The organism is Nocardia sp. KT25-26 (genome assembly GCF_056627695.1).
On sequence record NZ_CM152813.1, the window covers coordinates 4,873,070 to 4,895,983 of the forward strand.

A 22,914-nucleotide genomic window follows, 5' to 3' on the forward strand; every position below is an offset into this window, starting at 1 on the left:
GAGATCACACGACTGTCCGTCCGCGACCGGAGTGTCGGTGGGTGCGTTTACGATCGGCGGCATGAAAGCAATCGGCAGGTTCGAAGTGACGGCAGTCGACCAGGCGGAGGTGCGGGCGGAACCATCGATCAGCACCGGGCTGCCGGTGCAGTTGCTCCTCATGACCAAGAGCTTCTCCGGGGAGATCTCGGGGCAGGCGGCGACGCTGTTCACCACGGCGTTCGATATGGAATCGGGTGTCGGCACCTACGTGGCGATGGAGTCCTTCGAGGGGGCCCTGCACGACCGCACCGGCTCGTTCAACTTCATCCACTCGGCCGCCACCGAGGGCAACGGCCACCAGGACCGCACCGACGAGTTCTTCCGGATCGTGCCCAACAGCGGCACCGGCGAACTCACCGGCATCACCGGCAGCGGCACCCTGTGGGTGGATGCCGAAGGCGGCCACCACATCCACTTCGACTACGAGCTGCCCGAGGGCTGATCGGTCACCGCTCGAAGTCGTGGTAGAGGGTGCGGAGTTCACGGTGGCCGGTGGCGGCGGTCTGTTCGTCCTCGCTGCACATGCGCAGGGCACTGCGGAGCGGGCGGGGGTCGAGATCGTCGAGGACCGGATGGAATTCGGGGGTCGGCAGGGCGGGCAGGGTGAGGTGGTCGCCGTAGAGGTCGGTGGGGTTCGTGGTCTCGGGGGCGGTTTCGACGCTGCCGATCAGGGTGTCCAGGTCGGGGCCGCGGAGGGTGAGGATGTCGTGCGGGTGTTCGTCCAGGCGTTCGGCGAGCACGTAGCACAGGGCCGCCACGTGTTTGCACGGTCCGACCGGGTCGGGGCAGCTGCAGGAGAAGTCGACATCGGCGGCGGTTTCCGGCAGCAGCAGCGGACCGAGGGTGTCCGGTAGGGCACCGCCTGCAATGGCGGCCAGCATCCCGGGAGCCTCCCGCACCGCCCGGACCAGCAGCTCGACCTCCTCCGGGCGCAACGGCCGGACACCGAGGACCGCGGTGAACGGCTGCGGCTGACTGCCCTGTACCTCCCCGACCACCGCACCGTGTTCGAGCACGAAATGCACCACCTGGCCGGCGCGGGCGTAGGTGCGGCCGCGCGACACCCGCCCCGGATCGGCCACCTTCTCCATCGTTTCGAGCAGCGACCGCCCCCACCAGGTGCGGCCGAAACCGCCCCGGCCTCCGCGGGCCCGCGCACCACCGCGCACCGGGCGCCGCCGGCCGAATTCGGCGAAGTCCGGAAAGTCCGCCATCTAGTCGCCCACCGCCTCCGCGCCCAGGGTGAACAGGTCCCGGAGTTCCTCGGTGCCCAGCTCGGTGATCCACCGCTCACCCGTGTCGACGGCCAGATCGGCGAGGGCGCGTTTGCCGCCGATCATGTCGTCGATCCGTTCCTCGATGGTGTCCACGCACACCAGTTTGCGCACCTGCACGGCCCGCTGCTGGCCGATCCGGAAGGCCCGGTCGGTGGCCTGGTTCTCCACCGCCGGGTTCCACCAGCGGTCCAGGTGCACCACGTGATTGGCGGCGGTGAGGTTCAGCCCGGTACCGCCGGCCTGCAACGACAGCAGCATCAGCGGCGGGCCGGTGGCGCTCTGGAATTCGGCCACCATGGCGTCGCGGCGGCGCTTCGGCACTCCGCCGTGCAGGAACGGCACCGGAGTGCCGAAACGCTCGGTGAGGAACGGCACCAGCAGATCACCGAATTCGCGGAACTGGGTGAACAGCAGGGCCTTCTCGTCGTCGGCGAGCACCGCGTCGACGATGTCCTCGACCAGGGCGAGTTTGCCGGATCGGTGGGCACCGCGGCGCAGCACCGGGGAGCCGTCGCCGAGGAAATGGGCGGGGTGATTGCACACCTGTTTGAGCCGGGTCAGGGCACCGAGCACGGCGCCCTTGCGGGCCATGCCCTTGGCGTCCTTCAGCTTGTCCAGCATGTCGTCGACCACCGCCTGATACAGCGCGGCCTGCTCGACGGTGAGGTTCGCCCGCACCGTCATCTCCAGCTTCTCCGGCAGGTCGGAGATCACCGCCGGGTCGGTCTTCACCCGCCGCAGCAGGAACGGCCCGGTGATCAGCCGCAGCCGGGCCAGCGCGTGCTCGTCCCGGTCGCGCTCGATGGGCACGGCGAACCGGGCCCGGAACGATTGCGGGCTGCCGAGCAGTTTCGGCATCACGAAGTCGAACAGCGCGCGCAGTTCTTCGAGCCGGTTCTCCACCGGGGTGCCGGTGAGCGCCAGCCGGTGCCGGGCCGGCAGCGCCCGTGCCGCCCGCGACTGCCGGGTGGCGGCGTTTTTGATGTGCTGGGCTTCGTCGAGCACCACCCGTTCCCACTGCTGATCGCGGAGCACGGCGATATCCCGGGCCAGCAGCGCGTAGGTGGTGACGACGAGGTCGGCCCCGCGCACCGCTGCCGGGAACTCGTCGCCACGGGCCCGCCCCGGACCGTGATGCACCAGCACCCGCAGATCGGGCACGAACCGCTGCGCCTCCCGCTGCCAATTGCCCACCACCGACATCGGGCAGACGAGCAGGGTCGGCCCGGGGGCTCCCGCAACACCGGCACTCGTCGGGGTCGACCGGTCCGCCGACGCCGTCTCGCCGGCGCCCGGACCGGGTGGTGCCGCTGCACCGCCTGGACCGCGGAGTGCCTCGTCCCGCGTCCCGCCCACCGGGTCCGGACCGACGGGGCAGTCCGGCGACGCAGGCGCGATGGGGATGCTCGGCGACATCGGCGCCGGACGTGCCGTGGCCGACCACGCCTCGCGTTCGTAGGCGAGCAATGCGAGTACCTGGACGGTTTTGCCCAGTCCCATATCGTCGGCCAGGACGGCGCCGCAGTTCAGCCGGTTCATGGTGGCCAGCCAGTGCAGGCCACGCGTCTGATAGGGGCGCAGTTCGGCTTTCAGCCCGACCGGGGCGGCGGTCACCTCTGTGCCGGCGTCCCGGGTGCTGTCGAACAGTTCCGCGGCCCAACCGGTCGCCGTCACCTCGGTGACCGGAACCGCGTCGACGCGATCGGCGGCGAGCTGCCCGATCATGTCGGCCAGCGTGACGGGACTGTCGTCGGCGTGTGCGGCGACGTACCGGGCGGCAGCGGCCAGGGAGCGGTGATCGGCCTGGACCCATTGTCCGCGCAGCTTCACCAGGTCGGTTTTACTGCGGATCAGCCGCTGCATCTCGGCGGTGCTGAGCACCAGATCTCCCAGGGCCAGCTCCCAGTGATACGAGAGCAGACCGTCCAGGCCCACCGCCGATTCGGCGGCGGCCGGGCTGCTCACCCGCAGCCGCAGGGCCGGTTCTGCGACCTGCCAGGCCCGCGGCAGCAGCACCCGGATTCCGGCTTCTCGCAGCGCGGCAGCCCCGTGCGCCACCAGGTCGGCGACCACCGGGGTGGGCAGCAGCATATCCAGGCCGCGAGGGTCGACCGGCACGTCACGCAGCCGCGGGTAGGCCTGCTGCGCCTTTTCCAGCCGGTCCATCACCGAACGCAGGGTGACCTGATCGCCCGTCGGTGACACCGGTTGCGGTGCCTCGCCAGGTGGTTGCAGGCAGACCTCCAGCCGCCACAGGGCGCCGATCCCGCCGTCGTCCGAGGCCACCCCCGCGGTTCGTGTCTCCGCGCCCCAGGCGCCGGTCACACCACCCGGCGCCGCACGTGTCTCGGCCTCGCCCGGCGCAGCAGTCCCGCCGAAGAAGCTGCGTCGGCCTACGGCACCCGGCGCCGTCCCGACCACGACATTCGTCACGACCGGCCCGGCATCGACCTGCGGCCCCGTTGCTGTTCCGGTGGCCGTCGCGGCGTCCGCGTCGGAGTCGAAGTCGGTCGACTCCGGCTCGCACAGGCGCAACACCAGTTCGGGCTCGTCGGCGTGATAGCCGGCTCGCCACTCGGCCAGGGTTTGCGCCACCCGGTACGAGCCCGCCTCCAGTGCGACGTCGTCGACCAGGGCCGCGACGAGCGGGTGCCGGAACGAGCGGGACTCCAGGTACTCGCGGGCGATCGGATCGGTGAGTTCGGTGATCAGATCATCGAGCACCGCGGCGGGCGCCCCGGCCACCGCCAGCGCCGGTGGCAGCGCCTGCACCAGCTCGGCCTGCCAGGCGCGCTGCTGCGCCCCGCCGACGAGCCGCCAGCGCGCCCACCACTGACCATCGGCCCGGTCCAGTTGCGGCACCACCCGCCCGGCCCGCACCCAGCGTTCGATGCCACGCGCCACATGCGCGAGAAAACGCAGGTCACCGGCCACCCGGTCCTTCGGCAGCCGCTGCCGCAGCACCGGCGCCGCCGCGGCGGGCGCCAGCGCGTGCGCGCGGACCGTCATCGGGACCGGGCCGTCCGCGGGTGCGCTCGGATCCACCGCCAGCACCCGGGCCCGGTGCCGGAACCGCGACAGCGCGAGCAGTTCACCCAGCGGCGCAGGCACTCCCGCAACCCCAGGTTGCGGACCAGCGCCGGACTCGCTGTCGAACCACAACAGCAAGCCCGATCCCGGGGTCCACAGACCGTGCAGCACGCTCACCATCCAAACACTGTGCACGTCGGCACCGACACGGCCGGTCCGGGGCTCGGTGCCGCCCGGGTGGACCCGGAGCGGCGCCGGGCGGAGCTGTCGCCTACTGCCGCCACGGGTCGATGACCGAAACCCCAGTTGCCGTGAACGGTGCAGTGTCGCGGGTGGCGACAGTGCAGCCCGCGGCGGCCGCTGTGGCGGCAATCATGCCGTCGGCGGTGCCGACGGCCAGCCCGGCGGCACGCGCGTCGGCCATGCGGCGCGCGTACTCGGCAGTGGCCGCCAGGTCGTAGGGCAGGATGCGGCCGGGAAAGGCCGGCAGGGTGTGGTTCTCCAGCCAGTCGACGTACTCGTCCCGCCGTCGCCCGGCCGGCATTGCGGCGATGCCGTATCGAAGTTCACCTACCGTGACCGCTGCCAGGTAGAGGGTCTCGACGCTCTGGGCATCGAGCCACGCCATGACCCGAGGATTCGGGCTCCTACTGGTGGTCTCGCTGATGACGTTGGTGTCCAGGAGAATCACCGGTCGAACTCCAAAGGTTCGGCCGGAGTCCGGTCCCGCCCGAAGTAGGTGGACTGTTCGTCGTCGCTGAGCCGATGTTCGGCACCGATGACCCCGCTGAGCATCGACCCCAGCCTGATCCGCTCGGGTGGCTGCACGGCAGCGGTGAGAATCGCCCGCATCTCCGCTTCGGCACTGCGGCCGTGCGCCGCGGCACGTTGCCGGATCGCCCGGTGCACCTCATCGCTCAGATTTCGGACTGTCACGTTCTTCATCCGCTATCACCACCCTTCCTGTGCCATCAATGCTAGCAGAATTGTTCATCCGATAGCACTCGCCTCACTCGGCGTATCCCTGCGATGAACGTCCCGGGGCGGAACAACCGGGCCGAGGGATACCCAACGGACCGTTTTTGGAACATACTGGGATATCTCCTGGTGACGGCGGATGCCGCGAGGGTAGGTCCTGCGCGCCGGCCGGTGACGACAACTCGATACGGCCTCGCCGGACCGGCGACCCCGGGCCGGCCGAACCACTCAGCCTGCGGAGGGCAGCATGACGATTCTGCTCCAGGTACTCGAGCAGAGCTATACGCCGGCAACACCCTGGGAACGGCGCAAATTCACCTTCGTCGACACCTCGAAGATCGTCGGCATGCGATTGGACGGACAGGCCGGCGTCTGGCTGGATCTGTCCCGGCCGGGGGAATCGCAGCGGCTGGCACACACCGTCGACCCGCGCGAATCCATCACCTTCCTGCTCACCACCTTCGCCAAGATCGCCGAATGCACCGAGCGGGGTGGCTGCTGGCTGATCGGGCACGACGGCGTGCACGCGGCCACCATCGCGGCGACCAGGTTCCCACCGCAGGCGAACAACGTCGACGCCGACGATCTACTCGCCCGCGCCTGGCTGTGAGCGTCGGCATACCTGTCGGTGCCCGCGGCTACACCGGAGCGCATGCGCCCGCCTCTGCTCTCGCTGCTCGCCGCGGTTCTGCTGGTTACCGGCTGTGGTGGCCTGCCCGATCCACCGGCACCGGGCAGCCCGGCGCACGCCGAGGTGACCGCATTGCTCGACCGGGTCCGGCTCGTGGACCGTCGTCCGCATCCCGGCGGCTACGAACGCAGCTGCCGCCCCGGGCACGGTTGTGTGTTCGGTCCGGCCTGGAGTGACGACACCGACGCCCCGGACGGTCACGACGGATGCCGGACTCGGGACAATGTCCTGGCCAGGCAGTTGCGCGAAGTCCGTTTCCGGGGGCGCTGTGTGGTCGTCGCAGGCAGCCTCACCGATCCGTACACCGGACGGATACTGGAGTTCCGCAAGGCGGATGCCGGACGGGTCCAGGTCGACCACGTGTATCCACTGGCCGCCGCCTGGGATCACGGCGCACGGTCCTGGCCGCCTGCCCGGCGGGCCCGCTTCGCCAACGACGTAGCGATAAACCTGCTGGCCACCTCCGGTCCGGTCAACCAGGCCAAGGGTGACCGCACACCGGCCGAATGGCTACCACCCGAACCGGCCTACCACTGCTTCTACGCGGGCAAATACCTGACCGCCGCCTTGGCCTACGACCTGCCCGTCACCCATGCCGACCATGCGGCACTGCGCGCCGCCGCCGCATCCTGCCCGGAAGACTGAGCGAGCCCGGAACGAGCACAGCCGCCGCCTGTTCGACAGGCGCGTCGCAGCCGCCGATCACGGCGGACTCCCGGCCCTGTCATCCGGTCGACGGCGGCCCGAACCCGGGTACCGACTGCATCCGCCCGGCACCGGCGGACAAGCGCTGCCGACTCGGGAACAGCGGCGTACTCGTCGACTGTCCCGAGCTCCGGGATGGTCGCGCCGGCCCGCGGACCGCGAGCAGGACGTGAGCAATGCCCAGCGCGCCGCGGCAGCCCCGGCGGAAGGAACGCCCGAGGCGCTGGCGACTGTCGGGGCTCCGGCCGGACCGGACGCCGAACACAAGGACGGAGAACGAAGCAGCCGCGGCCCTGCGGCCGATCAGCAGCGGCCACCGGGGCGGTTCCGGCCTACGGCGCCACCCCGCCGTGGGCACAGAGTCGGCCCCGGCGCCCCATGGTCCGGTGACAGCACACGATGCCGGTCCGCCGAGGCCGCCAGGTCAGCGTGATCAACGGAAGTCGCTCACCTCATCCGGTGCCCTGCACACGAGGCCGGTCCACCCGCGGTCGGCGCAGTCAGTGGCGGTCGCCCGCCTCACCCGGCGACGACGCACGAAGCCGGTCGGCCGGGGCGGCGCCGAGGCTGGCGAGCAGCCGGAGCTTCTCGTCGGCCTCGCTGTCCGGGGCGGCCGAGAGCACCACCAGTTCGGTGCCGGGGCTGCCGGGGACGGCGAAGTTCTCCTGATGCAGGTCGAGATAGCCGATCAGGGGGTGGCGGTAGGGTTTGCGGCCGTGTCCGCGGGTCCGGACGTCGGCGCGGGCCCACAGTTTGCCGAAGCGGTCACTGTGCATCGCCAGCTCGCCGATCAGCGATTCCAGCCGGGGATCGTCGGGGAACCGGCCTGCCGCGAGGCGCAACTGGCCGACGACATCGCGGCTGCAGTCCTCCCACAGCGCGTAGAACTCGGGCGCCGTGGCGTCGAGAAAGGTGTGCCGGGCCAGATTCGTACCGACCAGGCGGCCGCCGTACAGCAGCTCGGCGAGGCGGTTGGCGGCCACCACCTCGAGTCGGTGGTCGATCAGATAGGCGGGTGCGTCCCGCACCAGATCCAGCACCCGCAGCAGTTCCGGGCGCAACCGGACGACGGGGGTGCTCTTGGTGCGCCGCCGCGGCTGCCGGGCCAGCCGGTGCAGATGTTCGCGTTCGACCTCGTCGAGCCCGAATACCCGGGCCAGCGAATCGAGCACCTGTTCGGACGGCTGCCGAGCCCGTCCCTGTTCCAGTCGCACGTAGTAGTCGACGCTCACCCCGGACAGGTGGGCGACCTCCTCCCGGCGCAGGCCGGCCACCCGGCGCCGGGAATCGACCGGGATACCGGCCGCCCCGGGGTCGACCCGGGACCGGCGGGTGCGCAGGAAATCGGCGAGATCGTCCATCGCCCCAGTATCACGCCGGGCCGCCCGGCGAGGGTGGCCCTGCCGTTCCCATGATCGCCGGACCACCGGACGACGCGCCCCTGAACACCGGCGGCGGCAGCGCCCAGGATCGGAGCAGACCGACCGACGGACCCGAGGAGCAGTCATGAACATCCTGATCGTCAACGCCCATCCGGAACGCCGCTCGCTCACCGGCGCCTTCACCGATATCGCGCACGACACTCTCGCCGACGCCGGCCATCGGGTGCAGATCAGCGATCTGTATGCGATGAAGTGGAAGGCCACGGTGGATGCCGACGACTTCGGCTCGGCGGCCGATTCGCCGCTCCGGGTGGTTGCGGACTCCGGGCGTGCGCTGACGGCCGGCACCCTGGCCGCCGATATCGCCGCCGAACAAGCGAAGCTGCGCTGGGCCGATACGGTCATCCTGCAGTTCCCGCTGTGGTGGTACTCGATGCCGGCGATCATGAAGGGCTGGGTGGACCGGGTGTTCACCTTCGGCTTCGGTTACGGCGTCGGAGTGCACGACGACACCCGCTACGGCGACCGGTACGGCGACGGCACGCTGGCCGGCAAGCGGGCCCTGGTGTCGGTGACGATCGGCGGGCGGGAAACCCATTACGACGATCGCGGCATCAATGGTCCGATCGAGGACCTGCTGTTCCCGATCCACCACGGGATACTCTATTACACCGGGATGGAGGTGCTGCCGCCGTTCGTTCTCTACGGTACGAATCGCCTGCCGCAGGACGCCTTCGACGCGGCAGCCCGAGCCTGGCGGGACCGGCTGCGCACCCTGGCCGACACCGAGCCGATTCCGTTCCGACGCCAGAACAGCGGCGATTACGAAATCCCTTCGCTGCGCCTGCGTCCCGGCCTGGAGTCCGGCGAGCAGCGTGGATTCGGGCTGCACGTGCGCAGCTGACTACTGCGATCGGCGGACGAATCCGCCTGCCGGGCACCATCTTCGCCAACCCGCGCAAACCGGACACGCGCCCGGTAGGCTCTGGCCGGATCCGTTCCGCGGATCCGCCGCCGTTGTCGGATATCGGAAACGCCAGGGGGCCGCCCGTGAAAAATCTGCCCGCCGCATCCGGATGGCGCATGGTGCGCGATCCCCAGCGACTGCACCTGCATCTACGCGACTGGGCGCGAGAGCACGGCCCCCGCTACCGGTTCTCGGTACTCGGCAAGAGCTATGTGGTCTTCGCCGACACCCCGGCGGTCCAGCAGATCCAGCGCGAGCGGCCGGACCGGTTCCGCCGTCTCGGCACCATGGAGCCGGTGTTCGAGGAGATGAGCGTGGACGGCCTGTTCGCCGTGGAGGGCGACAAGTGGCGGCGCCGGCGCCGGCTGGTCACCCCGGCATTCAATCAGGCGGCCCTGCGCGGCTTCGGCGACACCCTGGAGATGATCACCGCCCGGCTCGAGCAGCGCTGGCGCGACGGCACCGACGATGTGCACGCCGATCTGATGCGGTTCACCGCGGATGTGATGGCGCAGATCGCCTTCGGCTACGACCTGGATACGCTCAGCGGCCGCGGCAATGCGGTCGAACAGCGGCTGGCCGTATTCTTCCCGATGATCGGTCGCCGGGTGAACGCACCGATCCCGTACTGGCGCTGGTTCCGGCTCCCGGCGGACCGGAAACTGGATCGGGCGATCGCCGAGCTGCGCGACGATATCGGCACGCTCATCGCCGAGTCCCGCAAACGGATGCAGGACGCCGGCGGCGAGAGCACCTCCGGCCCGACCAATTTCATCGAGGCGCTGCTGCACGCCCAGGAGGGCGACGACCCGCTCACCGACGACGAAGTGTTCGCCGAATCGCTGACCGTCCTGGTCGCCGGCCAGGACACCACGGCGAATACGCTGGCCTGGCTGCTCTACGATCTGGCCCGGCACCCGGAGGTCCAGGAACGGCTCCGCAGCGAACTGGCCGAATCCGACCGCAGCACCTACCTGGACGCCGTCATCCAGGAGTCGATGCGGCTGCAGCCGGTCGCCCCGGTGTTGTTCCTGGAGGCGTGCACCGACCTCACCATCGATGGCGTCGAGATACCCTCGGGCACCCCGATTTTCACCCTGCAGGGCGAGGCCTCGGTGGCACCGGAGAATTTCACCGATGCCGACCGGTTCCGGCCGGAGCGCTGGCTCGGCGAGTACGACGGCACCCACAATGCCAAGGCGAGCATGCCGTTCGGATCCGGGCCGCGGTTCTGCCCCGGCCGCGGGCTGGCGTTGCTGGAGATTCACAGCGTACTGCGAATGGTGTTGCGGGAGTTCCATATCGCCCTGCCCGAGGACGCCGCGGCGCCGCGGGAGGTCTACACCTTCGCCGTGGCGCCGCGGGACATGCAGCTGGAACTCACCGCACTGGTGCCCGGCTGACACCGGTCGGACCCCCGTCGGCCGCCCGACCGGTGTCAGCCGGCGGGTACCCCCGTCGATCCAGGGCCTAGCGGCCGACGGCGGATTCCGCGGCCGTTCCGGTGGCCACCGGCCGCTTCGGATCGTGGGACCACTGCGACCAGGAACCGGGGTACAGGGCGGCGTCGATCCCGGCAAGTGCCAGGGCGGCGATCTGGTGTGCCGCGGTGACCCCGGAGCCGCAGTACACCGCGAACGGGCCCGTCCCCAGCTCGGCGAACCGGTCCCGGAGGGCACTCGGGGTACGGAACCGGCCGGCCGGGTCGAGGTTCTGCGTGGTCGGTGCGCTCACCGCCCCCGGGATGTGACCGGCCCGGGGATCCACCGGCTCCACCTCGCCGAGGAAGCGTTCGACGGCGCGGGCATCCAACAGGGTTCCCGACCACGTCGCGGCGGCGTCGGCGTCGATCACCGGCATCCCGCCCGGCCGCAGCACGACATCCCCGGATTCGGGAGCCGGTTCCGCACCGGTGGCCGGTACGCCACCGGCGGCCATCCAGGCGGGCAGCCCGCCGTCCAGGATCCGGACGTCGGTCAGCCCGGCCCAGCGGAGCAGCCACCAGGCCCGGGCGGCGGCCAGGCCGCCGGTGGCGTCGTAGACCACCACGGGGTCACCGGTGCGGATGCCCCAGCTCCGAGCGCAGCGCTGCAGCCGCTCGATGTCCGGGAGCGGGTGCCGACCGTGCGCCGGGGCGGGCGGGTCGGCGAGTTCGGTCTCCAGGTCCACGAACACCGCGCCGGGTATGTGGCCGTCCAAATAGTGCTGCGGGCCCTCCGGGTCCCCCAGAGCCCAGCGCACATCGAGCAGCCTGGCTCCCGGCCGGAGCTCGTTCGCAGAGATCAGCACCGAGTTCACGCAATTCGCTCCTGTCGAGTCGATGTACATTGCCGATTTCCTCCAGTTTTCGCCCCCGCACCGCGATTCCGGACCGTTTCACCGGATGGTGGAGCGAATCGGCCACCGCTACTGCCGGGCGAGCAGGGTCAGCGGGTCCGCCACCAGGTTCGCGACCGTACCGAGGAACGTCGCGCCGAGGTCGCCGTCGATCATCCGATGGTCGAAGCTCAGCCCCAACGTGACGACCCAGCGGACCGCGAGCTCATCGCGCACCACCCACGGGCGTTTCCGGACCGCACCCAGGCACAGGATGGCGGCCTCTCCCGGATTGACCAGCGGCACACCGCTGTCGACGCCGAACACCCCGACATTGGTGATGGTGAAGGTACCGCCACGCAGGTCGGCCGGACCGGCGGTACCGGATCGCGCCGTCTCGGTCAGCCAGCCCAGTTCCCGGGTCAGTTCACGCAGGCTCAGCGCCTGGGCGTCTTTGATGTTCGGCACCAGCAATCCGCGGTCGGTGGCGACCGCGATCCCGAGGTTGATGTAGTGCTTGGTGACGATTTCCTGGTTCTCCGCGTCCCAGGCCGCGTTGATCCCGGGATGGTCGGCCAGTGCGGCGAGCGTGGCCTTCGCGACCAGGGCCAGCGGCGTCAAGGTGATACCGGAGAACTGCTCGGTGGCCCGGAGGTGGTCGAGTAGTTCCATCGAGGCGGTGCAATCGACGGTGACGAAGGTGCTCGCCTGCGGGATGGTGCGGGCGCTGGTCACCATGGCGGCGGCAGTCCGCTTCCGGATCCCGGCCACCGGGGTGCGTTCTTCCCGGTGCGGTGCCGACAACACCCCGGCCGCGCTGGCGGCCGCGATCTCGCCCCGGTCGGTGGCCACCGCGGTATCCGATTCCGGCTCGGCGGCCTCGGCCGGACCGGACACCGGTACGGCACCGCGCACGTCGGCAACCGTCACCGCGCCGCCGGGGCCGGACCCGGCCACGAACCACAGATCGATCCCCAGTTCCCGGGCCAGCCGGCGAGCTGCCGGCGTAGCAGCGGCCCGGTGCTCGCTGGGGGTGCTGCTCACCATCGCCGGCCCGGGGCGAGCGCCTGCCCCGGCCGGTGTGTCCGGCTGGGCACCGCGGCGCCGCCGGGTGCCGGTCTCGGCGGCCGGACCGTACCCGACCAGCACCCCGGTGCCCTCGGCCGAATCGGCATCCGGCGGCGATACCGCCAGGTCGTTGCGCACCCGGATCAGCGGTGCACCGACCGGAACGGTGTCGCCGGGTTCGGCGAGCAATTCCACCACCGTGCCGGAGAAGGGCGAGGGCAGAGCAACGACTGCCTTGGCGGTCTCCACCTCGGCGATCGTCCCGTTCAGCTCGACCCGATCCCCCACCGCCACCGCCCAGGAGACCAGCTCCCCTTCGGTGAGTCCTTCACCGAGGTCCGGGAGCCGGAATTCCAGCACATGATCCGGCCCCTCGCTCGGCACGACGTCTGGCACGGTTTGCCCCTCTCGATGTCGCATTGTGTCCGGCCGGGGCGGGCGACCGGCGTCCTGCTCCCCCCAGCGCACACACCTGTCTTCGAGCCTCCCCGGCCCGGATACCGCTGCGGCGGTATCCGATGCACGTGACCACCGGACTGCCACCGCTACCGGCCCGCCGGCGTTCGGATGCCGATCAGGTGGCGAAACAGCGGTCGACCGCGGCAAGCACCCGATCCGGGTCGGGAAGGTGATACTTCTCGAGCTTAGCCGGGGGATACGGGATGTCGTAGCCTCCGACGCGCAGCACCGGCGCTTCCAGGTGATAGAAGCAGCGTTCGGTGATCCGGGCGGCGATCTCGGCCCCCAGCCCGGCGAAGACCGGTGCTTCGTGCACCACCACCAGCCGTCCGGTCTTCGCCACCGACGCCTCGACGGTGTCGAAATCGATCGGCGACAGGCTGCGCAGGTCGACGACCTCCACCGAGCGGCCCTCATCGGCGGCGATCTGCGCGGCCGCCAGCGCGGTGGCGACGGTGCCGCCGTAGGCGGCGAGGGTGGCGTCGGTTCCGGCGCGGCAGACCCGGGCGGCGGACAGCGGCAGCTCGGGTTCGGCGTCGAAATCGACGTCCGCCTTGTCCCAGTAGCGGCGTTTCGGTTCGAAGAAGATCACCGGATCGTCCAGGGATACGGCCTGCCGGATCATCCGGTAGGCATCGTCCGGGGTGCTCGGCGCCACCACCCGCAGACCTGCGGTATGCGCGAAATACGCCTCCGGAGACTCGGAGTGATGTTCCACCGCGCCGATGCCACCACCGAACGGGATCCGGATCGTCAACGGCGCCTTCACCTTCCCGCCGGTGCGGTAGTGGATCTTGGCCACCTGGGAGACGATCTGGTCGAAGGCCGGATAGACGAAACCGTCGAACTGGATCTCACACACCGGGCGATAGCCGCGCAGCGCCATCCCGAAGGCGGTACCGATGATGCCGGATTCGGCCAGCGGCGTATCGATGACCCGGTTGTCGCCGAAGTCCTTCTGCAACGTATCGGTCACCCGGAACACGCCACCGAGGCGGCCGATGTCCTCACCCATCAGGACCACCGACGGGTCGTCCTCCATCGCCCGGCGCAACCCGAAGTTCAGCGCCCCTGCGAATGTGGTGGTGGTTCTCATGCCGGGCCTCCTTGCAGTGCCGCCTGGTACGCGGCGAACTCCCGGGCCTCGGCGGCCACCAGCGGATGCTCGGTCGCGTACACATGCTCGAACAGCTGGGCGGGGTCCGGATCCGGCATCTCGACGGTGGCGGTGCGCAACCGTGCCGCGGCGTCGTCGGCGCGGGCGGTGACCTCGGCCTCGAACTCGGCGTCCAGCAGTTCCTCCGCGGTCAGTAGGCGGCGCATCCGGTCGATCGGGTCCCGGCGCTCCCACAGTTCGGTGTCGGCGGCGGTGCGATAGCGGCCCGGGTCGTCGGCGGTGGTGTGCGGTCCGATCCGATAGGTGATGGCCTCGATGAAGGACGGACCGCCGCCGGTGCGGGCCCGTTCGACCGCCTGCCGGGTCACCGCCAGCACGGCCAGCACATCGTTGCCGTCCACCTGCACTCCCGGCATGCCGTAGCCGTCCGCGCGGCGGACCAGCGGGACATGGCTCTGCACCCGGACCGGCTCGCTGATCGCCCACTGGTTGTTCTGGCAGATGAAGACCACCGGGGCGGACCAGGCGGCCGCGAAGCCGAGCGCCTCGGCGATATCACCCTGGCTGCTGGCGCCGTCGCCGAAGTAGGTGACCGTGGCGATCTCGGCGCCGTCCAGATGTGCCGCGTAGGCATAGCCGGTGGCGTGCAGGCCCTGGGAACCGACCACGATGTTGGCATTGGTCATGTTGACCTCGTCGGGGTCCCAGCAGTGGTGGGCGGCCCCGCGCCACAACCGGGTCATCTGTTCCACCGGTACGCCACGGCAGTACGCCACCGCGGTCTCCCGGTAGCTGCAGAACACGTAGTCGTCCGGATGCAGGGCATGTGCGGAGCCGACCTGGGCGGCTTCCTGCCCGTACAGCGGCGCCCACAGGCCCAGCTGGCCCTGGCGTTGCAATGCGGTGGCCTCGACATCGATCCGCCGGGCCAGGACCATATCGGTGTACATGGCTCGCAGCCGGTCCGGGCCGATATCGGCGATGAGTGCGGCGTGTTCACGGTCCAGTACCCGATGTCCGTCGGGTTGCAGCAACTGCACCGGATAACTCTGCTTCTGCAGCATCGGCTCGTCTCCTCACCGCCGGCGGATCGCGCCGGAGATAGACAGCACCAGCATCGCGGGTGTGCGATGTATCACCAGGATCCACGCACCGGCCCGCTGCGCAAGCAACGCGCTCGAAACTAGGCAGAATGCCGAGCAGAAGCAGGTCTGCGCCGAGCTAGTTGATCAGTTCTTCGGCGGCTGTCCGAATGATCTGTGGAATCGGCACCGGCTTGCGGGTCTCGTGATCGACGTAGACGTGCACGAACGTCCCGGTGGCCGCGAGCTCCAGGGCGCCGTCCGCCTCCCGGAAGATCGCCAGATCGTAGGTGATGCTGGAGTTGCCCAGCCGCTCGATCCGCAGGCCCACCTGCAGGGTGTCCGGGAAGCTGACCGAGCCGACGAACCGGCAGGAGGTCTGTGCCACCACGCCGAGCGCAGGCAGTTCCCGGATGTCGGTACCGGTGGCGCGCATCAGCCAGGCGTTCACCGCGGTGTCGAAGTAGGCGTAGTAGGTGACATTGTTGACATGGCCGTACTGATCGTTGTCGGCCCACCGGGTCGGCATCGGCCACAGCACCGGATACTGCTCGCTCATTCCGGCGACGTTAGCCGAGTCGGCACCGGGCACACAGCGGCGGCGCGATCAGCCCGCCGTCGGCACCGGAGCGGCGGACCTGTTGCGATGATCGCGGGGGCTGATTCCGAAATGCCGTTTGAATGCGGTGCTCAATGCGAAGGCACTGCTGTAGCCCACCCGGTGCGCAATCGTCTCCACCGTGGCGTCCGATTCGGTGAGCAGGTCGGCGGCCAGCGCCAGCCGCCAGTCGGTGAGGAACGTCATCGGCGGTTCGCCGACCAGTTCGGTGAACCGCCGCGCCAGCGACGCCCGGGACATGCCCACCTCGCTCGCCAGCGCGCTCACCGTCCACGGGTGGGCCGGGTTGTGCTGCAGCAGCCGCAGCGCCTTGCCGACCACCGGATCGCGGTAGGCGTGATACCAGGCGGGGGCATCGGTGCGGTCGAACCAGGCACGCAGCGCGGCGATCAGCACCAGGTCGAGCAACCGGTCCAGTACCGCGCTCTGCGCCGGGCGGTCGCAGACGGCCTCGTCCACCAGCAGGTCCAGCAGCCGCTCGTCGAATTCACCGCGGGAGAGCACCGCCACCGCCGGCAGCGCCCGCAGCAGCCGCCGGCTCACCGCCCCAGCGGACTCGTAGGACCCGGTGACCAGCAGGGTCTCCCCGTTCGGAGCGGTGCCCCACTGCCGCACACCGAGACTCATGGTCTCGCAGAGCACGGTGCCGTCCGGGGTGGTGGTGACCTGGCCGGGTTCCACGATCACCTGCATCGGCGTCTCCGGATCGTCGGCGACGGTATAGGGGCGCGGCCCGGTGCACACCACCACATCGCCGGCCCGGAGCTGCCGGGGCGCGGCATCGGCCGAACTCAACCAGGCCGAACCGCGCACCAGTGCCAGCACGGTGAGCGCCGCATCGTCGCGCACATGCAGCGACCACGGCGGATCCAGGAGCGAACAGATCAGGAACGCCCCCCGCGCACGAGGACCTTCGAGCAGACTTGCCAGCGCATCCACTCATTCACGGTATCGCCCGGCATCGGTCCGCGGAACCGCTGTCGCGGCGGCCGGACGAGCGCGTATGCGGGTGAGCGGCTCGACGATGGTTTCCGGGTGCTCGCCCCGGTGTACTCGAATCATGCAACAGAACAAGACTTCTCGGAAACTCACCCTCGTGACCGGCGGTACCGGCAAGACCGGCGGCCGGGTCGCGGCCCGGCTACGCGCAGCCCGACACCCGATCCGGATCGGCTCCCGAACTGCCGAGATCCCCTTCGACTGGACCGACCGGGCCACCTGGCCGGCCGCCCTGGCCGGCGTCGGCTCGGTGTACCTGGCCTATCAGCCCGACCTCGCGGTGCCGGGCGCCCCCGACGACATCCGCGCCTTCACCGCGGCCGCCCGGGCCGCCGGGGTACGGACGGTGGTCCTGCTGTCCGGCCGGGGCGAGCCGGAGGCCGCGGAATGTGAGCAGATCGTGCGGGATTCGGGACTCCGCTACACCATCGTCCGCTGCTCGTTCTTCATGCAGAACTTCAGCGAGGGCGCATTCGTCGAACTCGTGGCCGCCGGGCGGCTCGCCCTGCCCAACGGGGATATCGCCGAACCGTTCGTCGATGCCGACGATATCGCCGATGTCGCCACGGCCGCCCTGCTCGACGACGCCCACACCGGGCGGGAGTACGAAGTCACCGGCCCACGAGCCCTCAGCTTCGCTCAGGCGATTGCCGAGATCGCCGAAATCACGGACCATCCCGTGGCGTTCGAGCCGATCGAGCGGGCCGCTTTCGTCGCCGAACTGACCGAGTACGGGGTGCCCGCAGATACGATCAGCCTCCTCGACTATCTGTTCGGGACGATTCTGGACGGGCGCAACTCGACCCCGGCCGACGGCGTGTCCGCCACCCTCGGGCGCGCCCCGAAGGACTTCCGCGAGTTCGCCGCGGCAGCGGCGGACAGCTGGCGCACGGCCGACGCATGAACCGCCGGGAGCGCCGGCCATCCGGCGCTCCCGCGGTGGCGACGAAAATATTCGGTGGCCGCGCCGCAGGTGCCGGCACTAACGTCGAGCCCGAGTCGGCGGCGCGGGAATGCCGGGGCGCCCGCGCGACTTGTTCCGGGCAGGTCCCGGTACCGACCGACGAGGAGTTGCTGTGGCGACCGTGCCCACCGAGCAGGCCGACGATACGAACCCCGCCCGAGCGGGCGTCAAGGAGTGGATCGGCCTGGCCGTCCTCGCCCTCCCGACCCTGCTCATCTCGATGGATCTCAGCGTGCTGTACCTGGCGATCCCGCATATCAGCGAGGCCCTGGCCCCGAGCAGCTCCCAGCTGCTGTGGATCCTGGACATCTACGGCTTCCTGGTGGCCGGATTCCTCATCACGATGGGCACCCTCGGCGACCGGATCGGCCGACGGCGACTGCTGATGATCGGGGCGGCGGCCTTCGGCGCCGCATCCATCGTGGCCGCCTACTCCGACAGTGCCGCCATGCTGATCGCCACCCGCGCGCTGCTGGGCATCGCCGGTGCGACGCTGATGCCCTCGACGCTCGCCCTGATCCGCAACATGTTCCACGACGACCGGCAGCGCACCACCGCGATCAGTGTCTGGATGACCAGCTTCATGGTCGGCATGGTGATCGGCCCGCTGGTCGGCGGCGCCATGCTGGAGAACTTCTGGTGGGGCTCGGTGTTCCTGGTCGCGGTCCCCGCCATGGTGCTGTTGCTGGCGACCGGGCCGATTCTGCTGCCCGAATACAAGGATCCGGCACCGGGCAAGCTCGACATTCTCAGCGCGGTGCTCTCGCTGCTGGCGGTGATGGGGGTGATCTACGGCATCAAGGAACTCGCCAAGGACGGCTGGGCCTTCGACGCCGCCGCGGTCCTGCTGGCCGGGCTGGCGCTCGGGGCGGTCTTCGTGCTGCGCCAGCGGCGGCTGGCCTATCCCCTGATCGACCTGGCGTTGTTCGGCAATGTCCGGTTCAGCGGTTCGCTGGCCGCGCTGATGGTGGCGATGCTGGCGATGGGCGGACTGTTCCTGCTGCTGGCCCAGTACCTGCAGCTGGTGCTCGGGCTGTCCGCGTTCCGGGCCGGTCTCTGGACGGTGCCGCAGGCGCTGGCGATGGTGGTGGGCGCCGGGCTGGTCAGCACCCTGGCACCGCGGGTGCGTCCCGCCTATCTGATGGCCGGTGGCCTGGCGGTCGCCATGGCCGGCTACGCGATCTTCACCCAGCTGTCCGGTTCGGACGATCTGGCCGTGATCGTCACCGGGATGGTGGTGTTCTCCCTCGGCCTGAGCCCGATGTTCGTCCTGGGTATCGATCTGATCGTCGGTGCCGTCGATCCGGCCCGGGCCGGCGCCGCATCGGCGATCTCCGAGACCGGTCAGGAGTTGTCCGCCGCACTCGGGGTGGCGGTGATCGGCAGCATCGGCACCGCGGTCTACCGTGGCGAGATGTCCGGCGCCCTGCCCACCGGCCTGCCCGAAGCCGCCGCCGACGCCGCCCGCGACACTTTGGCCGGCGCACTACAGGTCGCGGCCGGGCTGCCCGACGCCGCAGCGGCGGAGCTGACCGCCACCGCCCGCCAGGCCTTCACCAGCGCCCTACAGGTGAACTCGCTGGTGGCGGTCGGCCTGACTCTGATCGCCGCAACCCTGGTGCTGACCCTGCTTCGCCATCTCCCCGCCCCGAACGATGCAGCCGCCCCGGAACCGAAACCCACCCCCTGATCGAGTCGAAATCCGCGATACGGCCCGGCGCCGGGACAGGGTTGCATCGAAATGTGCGGTCGAGCACCGCCGGTGATGCACGATCGCACATTTCGATACAAGGTCACGAGGCGGTGAGGTGCAGTTCCACCAGCGGGACGGCGTCGATGGAATCGCCAGTGGATTCCCGGATGATGCCGTCGAGTTCTCGGTAGGCTCGGGGGTTGCGGTCGCGGTAATCGGCCAGGACCGTTCGGGATTCGGCTGCGTCCAAGTTGCGGGCGGTGGCCGGTACGGAGTAGCGGGTTCCGATGCTGACCCGGCATTCGGGATTCGCCTGGAGGTTCCGGTACCACTGGGAGCGGGGGCCGAAGCCGGAGGCGATGATCACGGTGTCGCGGTCCGGGCGGGCGACCGCCTCCAGGACCACATAGCGTCGCTCCCCGGACTTCCGCCCGATGTGCTCCAGCATCAGCAGCCGGCCACCGAACACGAAACCCAGCCGGGCCCGGAACAACCCGATCGGCGCCCGGACCAGCCAGCGGGTGTGCAGGAGACGGTTACCGATACTCGCCATACCTGCCACCGTAGCAATGCCCCCGGACCGCGGTGCTGCCGCTCGCCTCCCGCGGCGGCCGATGCACAACCGAACAGCCGACTCGGCGAGGGATGCGAGCGGTTGAGTCGACCGCGCCGACCGCCTCACTGAGCCACCGCCGAACGCTCTCCGGATTCGGGCACCACGAGGCCACTACCGGCACAGCCACCTCCCGATGGCGGCGACAGTTCTGCCACGCACGCCGCCCGACTCGCCGGTGCGGAAGCCAGCGGGCGTTTCCTGCCGGGCCGGCGGCGGCCCGCCGCCGTGCGGGAGCGAACGGGTGGCCCTGCGTTCTTCCCGCCGGATCGGGTTCGGCCGGTCGGTGCCCGGTGTCGGCCAGGTGTTGCTCTGCCGCGAGGTAAGCCACCGGCGATGTCCGGCACAGCGAACGCATCGACGAGATGTCACCGAAAGTGCCCGTCACATTTCGTCCGATCGTCGCCTGTGCATAGCCCTTTCGACACCGAGTTCCCAGCTCGATGCCCGCCACCCGGCGACGGTCGACAGTTCAGCCGGTGGCGGCGGCGAAACGGCCCGGTTCGAAGACGCCCTCCGGAAAGGCCCCGTTGGCGACGATCTGCAGTGTGAAGGCACGGCCGATCTCACCGAGCCGCACCGATCGGTCGGCGCCGAGGTGGCGCCAGGGTGCGGCAGCCGACCGGTCGGTGGCTGCTTCCAGGCTCGCCCGCAACTCGGCGCCCGCCTCGGTCAGGGCGCCGGTGGCGTCGAGGATGCCGCGTTCGCGCAGGCGCTGCACCGCGGCATCCCACTGTTCCGCGGACCAGCCGCGGGTGGCCTGGGCGGCAGGCAGGGTGAACCCCTTGCCGGTGGCGGTGTGCGTCACCAGCGCGGCGATTCCGTCCAGATCGTGACCGACCAGCGCGGCGATATGCCCGTCACCGCGGTACTCCCGCAACAGGGTGATCGCATGCCAGAACACCAGATGCGGCTCCTCGGGCCAGGCGAGCGCGGCGTGCGCCGCGAACAGCGGGCGCCCCTCGGCCGTACATGCCGCGGCGGCCTCGCGGGCCAGTTCGGCCGCCTCGATCATCTCGCCCGAGTCCACGGCCTCGGCACCGAGCCGGGTCCGGAATACCGCGTCCACCGCCCGCCACCGGGCGTCGAGCACCTGTTCGGGGGTGGCGAGCTGCCAGGCGGCCGGGATGTGCCGGGCCACCAGTTCCGGGCTGAAGTTGAAGAAGGTGGCGGCGACCACGGCCGGGCCCACCGCACCCAACGGCGCCGAACGCACCGCGAAGTAGGTCATCTGGCCCGGCTGCAGTCCGATACCGGTCAGCTGTTCCTGCGCCTCCGGCGGGAAGTAGGTCATCGAATGCAGCAGGTCCAGCCTGCGGTGCACCGGTCCGGCCAGTTCGGCGGCTGCGGCGGAATCCATCACGCCCGCACGGTAGCCCGGAATCGATCCGGACACTACCCGCTACCGGAGTGGGAACGATCACGGCACGAACGGCGAAACGCCACGACGGCGGGGGCCGTCGTGGCGTTTCGATCGAACGCGGAAGGCGTCCTACAGCTCCTTGAGCTCTTCGGCGACCGCGGCCACCGACTTCTTGGCATCGCCGAACAGCATCGAGGTGTGATCGGCGTAGAACAGCGGGTTGTCGATACCGGCGAACCCGGAGTTCATCGAACGCTTCAGCACGATGACGTTCTTGGCCTGGTCGACATTGAGCACCGGCATGCCGTAGATCGGGCTGCTGGGGTCCTCGCGGGCGGCCGGGTTGGTGACGTCGTTGGCGCCGATGACCAGCACGACATCGGTGCGGCCGAATTCGCCGTTGATGTCGTCCATCTCCTTCATGGCGTCGTAGTCCACCTCGGCCTCGGCCAGCAGCACGTTCATATGCCCCGGCATCCGGCCGGCCACCGGGTGGATGGCGTACTTGACCTCGACACCCCGGTCCTCCAGCATCTCGGCCATCTCCTTGACCGTGTGCTGGGCCTGGGCGACGGCCATACCGTAGCCGGGCACCACGATGACCTGGTTGGCGTAGGCCATCTGGATGGCGGCATCCGCGGCCGAGGTGGCCTTGGCCTGCTTGCCCTCACCGGCACCGGCGCCACCGCCGGCCGCACCGCCGCCGCCACCGAAGCCGCCGGCGACGATAGCCGGGATGGACCGGTTCATCGCCTTGGCCATCAGGTTGGTCAGGATGGTCCCGGACGCGCCGACGATCATGCCGGCGACGATCATGGCGGTGTTGTTCAGCGCCAGGCCGGCGGCCGCGGCCGACAGGCCGGTCAGGGCGTTGAGCAGCGAGATGACCACGGGCATATCGGCACCGCCGATCGGCAGCACCACCATCAGGCCGAGGATCCCGGCCAGCACCAGCACCAGCACCATCCACCACTGCGAGACACCGTCACCGGTGGCACCGATGCCGATCACCACGGCCGCGGCGATCGCGCCGATCAGCAGTAGCAGGTTCAGCGGCTGCTGCAGTTTGCCGACCCCGATCGGCTTGCCCGGCAGGATCTCCTGCAGTTTGCCGAAGGCGATCAGCGAACCCCAGAACGACACCGAGCCGATGATCGCGGCGAACAGCGAACCGATCACGATGTGCACATCGGGCTGTTCGTGGATGTTCGAGAAACCGTCGGTGTCCAGGAATTCCGCCCAGGCGATGAGCGCAACGGTGCCACCACCGACGCCGTTGAACGCCGCGACCAGCTGCGGCATCTCGGTCATCTTGGTGAATTTGGCCGGCGGTACGCCGAGAACCACACCGACCACCAGGCCGGCGATGATCAGGATCCAGTTTCCGGTGTCCCGGACGGCGATCAGGGTCGCGACGACCGCGATGCCCATGCCGACGGCGGCGATCCAGTTACCGCGTACCGCGGTCTTCGGGCCGGTCAGGCCCATCAGACCGTAGATGAACATCGCGAACGCGACGATGTAGAGAATATTGACGAGGTTGTCCATC

The 22,914-nt window shown here is 70.0% G+C and carries 21 protein-coding genes; 7 read left to right on the top strand and 14 right to left on the bottom strand.

What is annotated here, in order from left to right; genetic code table 11:
* The first annotated feature begins 61 nt into the window (after positions 1-61).
* Complete coding sequence (locus AC1HFH_RS22070) at positions 62-484, top strand: DUF3224 domain-containing protein (protein WP_480244689.1); 423 nt, start codon at positions 62-64, stop codon at positions 482-484.
* Positions 485-488: 4 nt separating this feature from the next.
* Here the strand turns inward: AC1HFH_RS22070 and AC1HFH_RS22075 are convergent, their stop codons facing one another.
* The 4 genes from AC1HFH_RS22075 to AC1HFH_RS22090 all read right to left on the bottom strand — a co-directional run bounded on the left by AC1HFH_RS22075 (position 489) and on the right by AC1HFH_RS22090 (position 5,294).
* On the bottom strand, positions 489-1,256 hold the full coding sequence (locus AC1HFH_RS22075; protein ID WP_480244690.1) for an SWIM zinc finger family protein: 768 nt from the start codon (positions 1,254-1,256) through the stop codon (positions 489-491).
* Positions 1,257-4,520: a DEAD/DEAH box helicase gene (locus AC1HFH_RS22080; RefSeq protein WP_480247941.1), complete on the bottom strand. Its 3,264-nt coding sequence runs from the start codon at positions 4,518-4,520 to the stop codon at positions 1,257-1,259. It abuts the gene before it with no gap.
* Positions 4,521-4,620: 100 nt separating this feature from the next.
* Complete coding sequence (locus tag AC1HFH_RS22085; protein WP_480244691.1) at positions 4,621-5,040, bottom strand: PIN domain-containing protein; 420 nt, start codon at positions 5,038-5,040, stop codon at positions 4,621-4,623.
* A complete protein-coding gene (locus tag AC1HFH_RS22090; RefSeq protein WP_480244692.1) occupies positions 5,037-5,294 on the bottom strand; it encodes a FitA-like ribbon-helix-helix domain-containing protein in 258 nt (85 codons plus the stop codon). The genes AC1HFH_RS22085 and AC1HFH_RS22090 overlap by 4 nt, the downstream gene beginning before the upstream one ends.
* A 280-nt stretch (positions 5,295-5,574) precedes the next feature.
* Between AC1HFH_RS22090 and AC1HFH_RS22095 the strand changes: the two genes are divergently transcribed.
* Positions 5,575-5,937 carry a hypothetical protein gene (locus AC1HFH_RS22095; RefSeq protein ID WP_480244693.1) on the top strand — a complete coding sequence of 121 codons (363 nt, stop codon included), beginning with the start codon at positions 5,575-5,577 and terminating at the stop codon, positions 5,935-5,937.
* A 42-nt stretch (positions 5,938-5,979) separates the two neighbouring features.
* Positions 5,980-6,663 (top strand): HNH endonuclease family protein, encoded by a 684-nt coding sequence (locus tag AC1HFH_RS22100; protein WP_480244694.1) that lies wholly within the window; start codon positions 5,980-5,982, stop codon positions 6,661-6,663.
* Between the two features lie 560 nt (positions 6,664-7,223).
* On the opposite strand, the gene AC1HFH_RS22105 is transcribed toward AC1HFH_RS22100, so the two are convergent.
* Positions 7,224-8,084 carry a helix-turn-helix transcriptional regulator gene (locus AC1HFH_RS22105; RefSeq protein WP_480244695.1) on the bottom strand — a complete coding sequence of 287 codons (861 nt, stop codon included), beginning with the start codon at positions 8,082-8,084 and terminating at the stop codon, positions 7,224-7,226.
* Between the two features lie 145 nt (positions 8,085-8,229).
* Here AC1HFH_RS22105 and AC1HFH_RS22110 point away from each other — a divergent pair, with 145 nt between their 5' ends.
* Together AC1HFH_RS22110 and AC1HFH_RS22115 are read left to right on the top strand one after the other, a co-directional pair.
* The gene (locus AC1HFH_RS22110) at positions 8,230-9,009 is read left to right on the top strand and encodes an NAD(P)H-dependent oxidoreductase (RefSeq protein WP_480244696.1); all 780 of its coding nucleotides are present in this window, start codon (positions 8,230-8,232) and stop codon (positions 9,007-9,009) included.
* A gap of 179 nt (positions 9,010-9,188) precedes the next feature.
* Positions 9,189-10,475: a cytochrome P450 gene (locus AC1HFH_RS22115; protein WP_480244697.1), complete on the top strand. Its 1,287-nt coding sequence runs from the start codon at positions 9,189-9,191 to the stop codon at positions 10,473-10,475.
* A gap of 67 nt (positions 10,476-10,542) precedes the next feature.
* Here the strand turns inward: AC1HFH_RS22115 and AC1HFH_RS22120 are convergent, their stop codons facing one another.
* From AC1HFH_RS22120 to AC1HFH_RS22145, 6 genes are all read right to left on the bottom strand, one after another.
* The gene (locus tag AC1HFH_RS22120; RefSeq protein WP_480244698.1) at positions 10,543-11,370 is read right to left on the bottom strand and encodes a sulfurtransferase; all 828 of its coding nucleotides are present in this window, start codon (positions 11,368-11,370) and stop codon (positions 10,543-10,545) included.
* Positions 11,371-11,478: 108 nt separating this feature from the next.
* Positions 11,479-12,852, bottom strand: a complete 1,374-nt coding sequence (locus AC1HFH_RS22125; protein WP_480244699.1) for a dihydrolipoamide acetyltransferase family protein — start codon at positions 12,850-12,852, stop codon at positions 11,479-11,481.
* Between the two features lie 178 nt (positions 12,853-13,030).
* Complete coding sequence (locus AC1HFH_RS22130) at positions 13,031-14,011, bottom strand: alpha-ketoacid dehydrogenase subunit beta (RefSeq protein ID WP_480244700.1); 981 nt, start codon at positions 14,009-14,011, stop codon at positions 13,031-13,033.
* Positions 14,008-15,096, bottom strand: a complete 1,089-nt coding sequence (gene pdhA, locus AC1HFH_RS22135; RefSeq protein WP_480244701.1) for a pyruvate dehydrogenase (acetyl-transferring) E1 component subunit alpha — start codon at positions 15,094-15,096, stop codon at positions 14,008-14,010. The genes AC1HFH_RS22130 and pdhA overlap by 4 nt, the downstream gene beginning before the upstream one ends.
* A 157-nt stretch (positions 15,097-15,253) precedes the next feature.
* Positions 15,254-15,673: an acyl-CoA thioesterase gene (locus AC1HFH_RS22140; RefSeq protein WP_480244702.1), complete on the bottom strand. Its 420-nt coding sequence runs from the start codon at positions 15,671-15,673 to the stop codon at positions 15,254-15,256.
* A gap of 48 nt (positions 15,674-15,721) precedes the next feature.
* Entirely contained in the window at positions 15,722-16,672 is a 951-nt protein-coding gene (locus AC1HFH_RS22145) for an AraC family transcriptional regulator (RefSeq protein ID WP_480244703.1), read from the bottom strand.
* 121 nt (positions 16,673-16,793) lie between these two features.
* Here AC1HFH_RS22145 and AC1HFH_RS22150 point away from each other — a divergent pair, with 121 nt between their 5' ends.
* Positions 16,794-17,636 carry an NmrA family NAD(P)-binding protein gene (locus AC1HFH_RS22150; protein WP_480244704.1) on the top strand — a complete coding sequence of 281 codons (843 nt, stop codon included), beginning with the start codon at positions 16,794-16,796 and terminating at the stop codon, positions 17,634-17,636.
* Positions 17,637-17,817: 181 nt separating this feature from the next.
* Entirely contained in the window at positions 17,818-19,386 is a 1,569-nt protein-coding gene (locus AC1HFH_RS22155; protein WP_480247942.1) for an MFS transporter, read from the top strand.
* A gap of 103 nt (positions 19,387-19,489) precedes the next feature.
* Here the strand turns inward: AC1HFH_RS22155 and AC1HFH_RS22160 are convergent, their stop codons facing one another.
* The 3 genes from AC1HFH_RS22160 to AC1HFH_RS22170 all read right to left on the bottom strand — a co-directional run bounded on the left by AC1HFH_RS22160 (position 19,490) and on the right by AC1HFH_RS22170 (position 22,913).
* Positions 19,490-19,942: a nitroreductase family deazaflavin-dependent oxidoreductase gene (locus AC1HFH_RS22160; RefSeq protein ID WP_480244705.1), complete on the bottom strand. Its 453-nt coding sequence runs from the start codon at positions 19,940-19,942 to the stop codon at positions 19,490-19,492.
* A 532-nt stretch (positions 19,943-20,474) separates the two neighbouring features.
* The gene (locus tag AC1HFH_RS22165; protein WP_480247943.1) at positions 20,475-21,362 is read right to left on the bottom strand and encodes an SCO6745 family protein; all 888 of its coding nucleotides are present in this window, start codon (positions 21,360-21,362) and stop codon (positions 20,475-20,477) included.
* 132 nt (positions 21,363-21,494) lie between these two features.
* Positions 21,495-22,913, bottom strand: coding sequence for an NAD(P)(+) transhydrogenase (Re/Si-specific) subunit beta (locus AC1HFH_RS22170; RefSeq protein WP_480244706.1), 1,419 nt, complete (start codon positions 22,911-22,913; stop codon positions 21,495-21,497).
* Position 22,914 lies beyond the last annotated feature (1 nt).

Coding starts and splice junctions, on each gene's coding strand:
- AC1HFH_RS22070 (WP_480244689.1), top strand. CDS start 62: ATGAAAGCAATCGGCAGGTTCGAAGTGACGGCAGTCGACCAGGCGGAG.
- AC1HFH_RS22075 (WP_480244690.1), bottom strand. CDS start 1,256: ATGGCGGACTTTCCGGACTTCGCCGAATTCGGCCGGCGGCGCCCGGTG.
- AC1HFH_RS22090 (WP_480244692.1), bottom strand. CDS start 5,294: ATGAAGAACGTGACAGTCCGAAATCTGAGCGATGAGGTGCACCGGGCG.
- AC1HFH_RS22095 (WP_480244693.1), top strand. CDS start 5,575: ATGACGATTCTGCTCCAGGTACTCGAGCAGAGCTATACGCCGGCAACA.
- AC1HFH_RS22100 (WP_480244694.1), top strand. CDS start 5,980: ATGCGCCCGCCTCTGCTCTCGCTGCTCGCCGCGGTTCTGCTGGTTACC.
- AC1HFH_RS22105 (WP_480244695.1), bottom strand. CDS start 8,084: ATGGACGATCTCGCCGATTTCCTGCGCACCCGCCGGTCCCGGGTCGAC.
- AC1HFH_RS22110 (WP_480244696.1), top strand. CDS start 8,230: ATGAACATCCTGATCGTCAACGCCCATCCGGAACGCCGCTCGCTCACC.
- AC1HFH_RS22115 (WP_480244697.1), top strand. CDS start 9,189: ATGGTGCGCGATCCCCAGCGACTGCACCTGCATCTACGCGACTGGGCG.
- AC1HFH_RS22130 (WP_480244700.1), bottom strand. CDS start 14,011: ATGAGAACCACCACCACATTCGCAGGGGCGCTGAACTTCGGGTTGCGC.
- pdhA (WP_480244701.1), bottom strand. CDS start 15,096: ATGCTGCAGAAGCAGAGTTATCCGGTGCAGTTGCTGCAACCCGACGGA.
- AC1HFH_RS22140 (WP_480244702.1), bottom strand. CDS start 15,673: ATGAGCGAGCAGTATCCGGTGCTGTGGCCGATGCCGACCCGGTGGGCC.
- AC1HFH_RS22150 (WP_480244704.1), top strand. CDS start 16,794: ATGCAACAGAACAAGACTTCTCGGAAACTCACCCTCGTGACCGGCGGT.
- AC1HFH_RS22160 (WP_480244705.1), bottom strand. CDS start 19,942: ATGGCGAGTATCGGTAACCGTCTCCTGCACACCCGCTGGCTGGTCCGG.
- AC1HFH_RS22165 (WP_480247943.1), bottom strand. CDS start 21,362: ATGGATTCCGCCGCAGCCGCCGAACTGGCCGGACCGGTGCACCGCAGG.
- AC1HFH_RS22170 (WP_480244706.1), bottom strand. CDS start 22,913: ATGGACAACCTCGTCAATATTCTCTACATCGTCGCGTTCGCGATGTTC.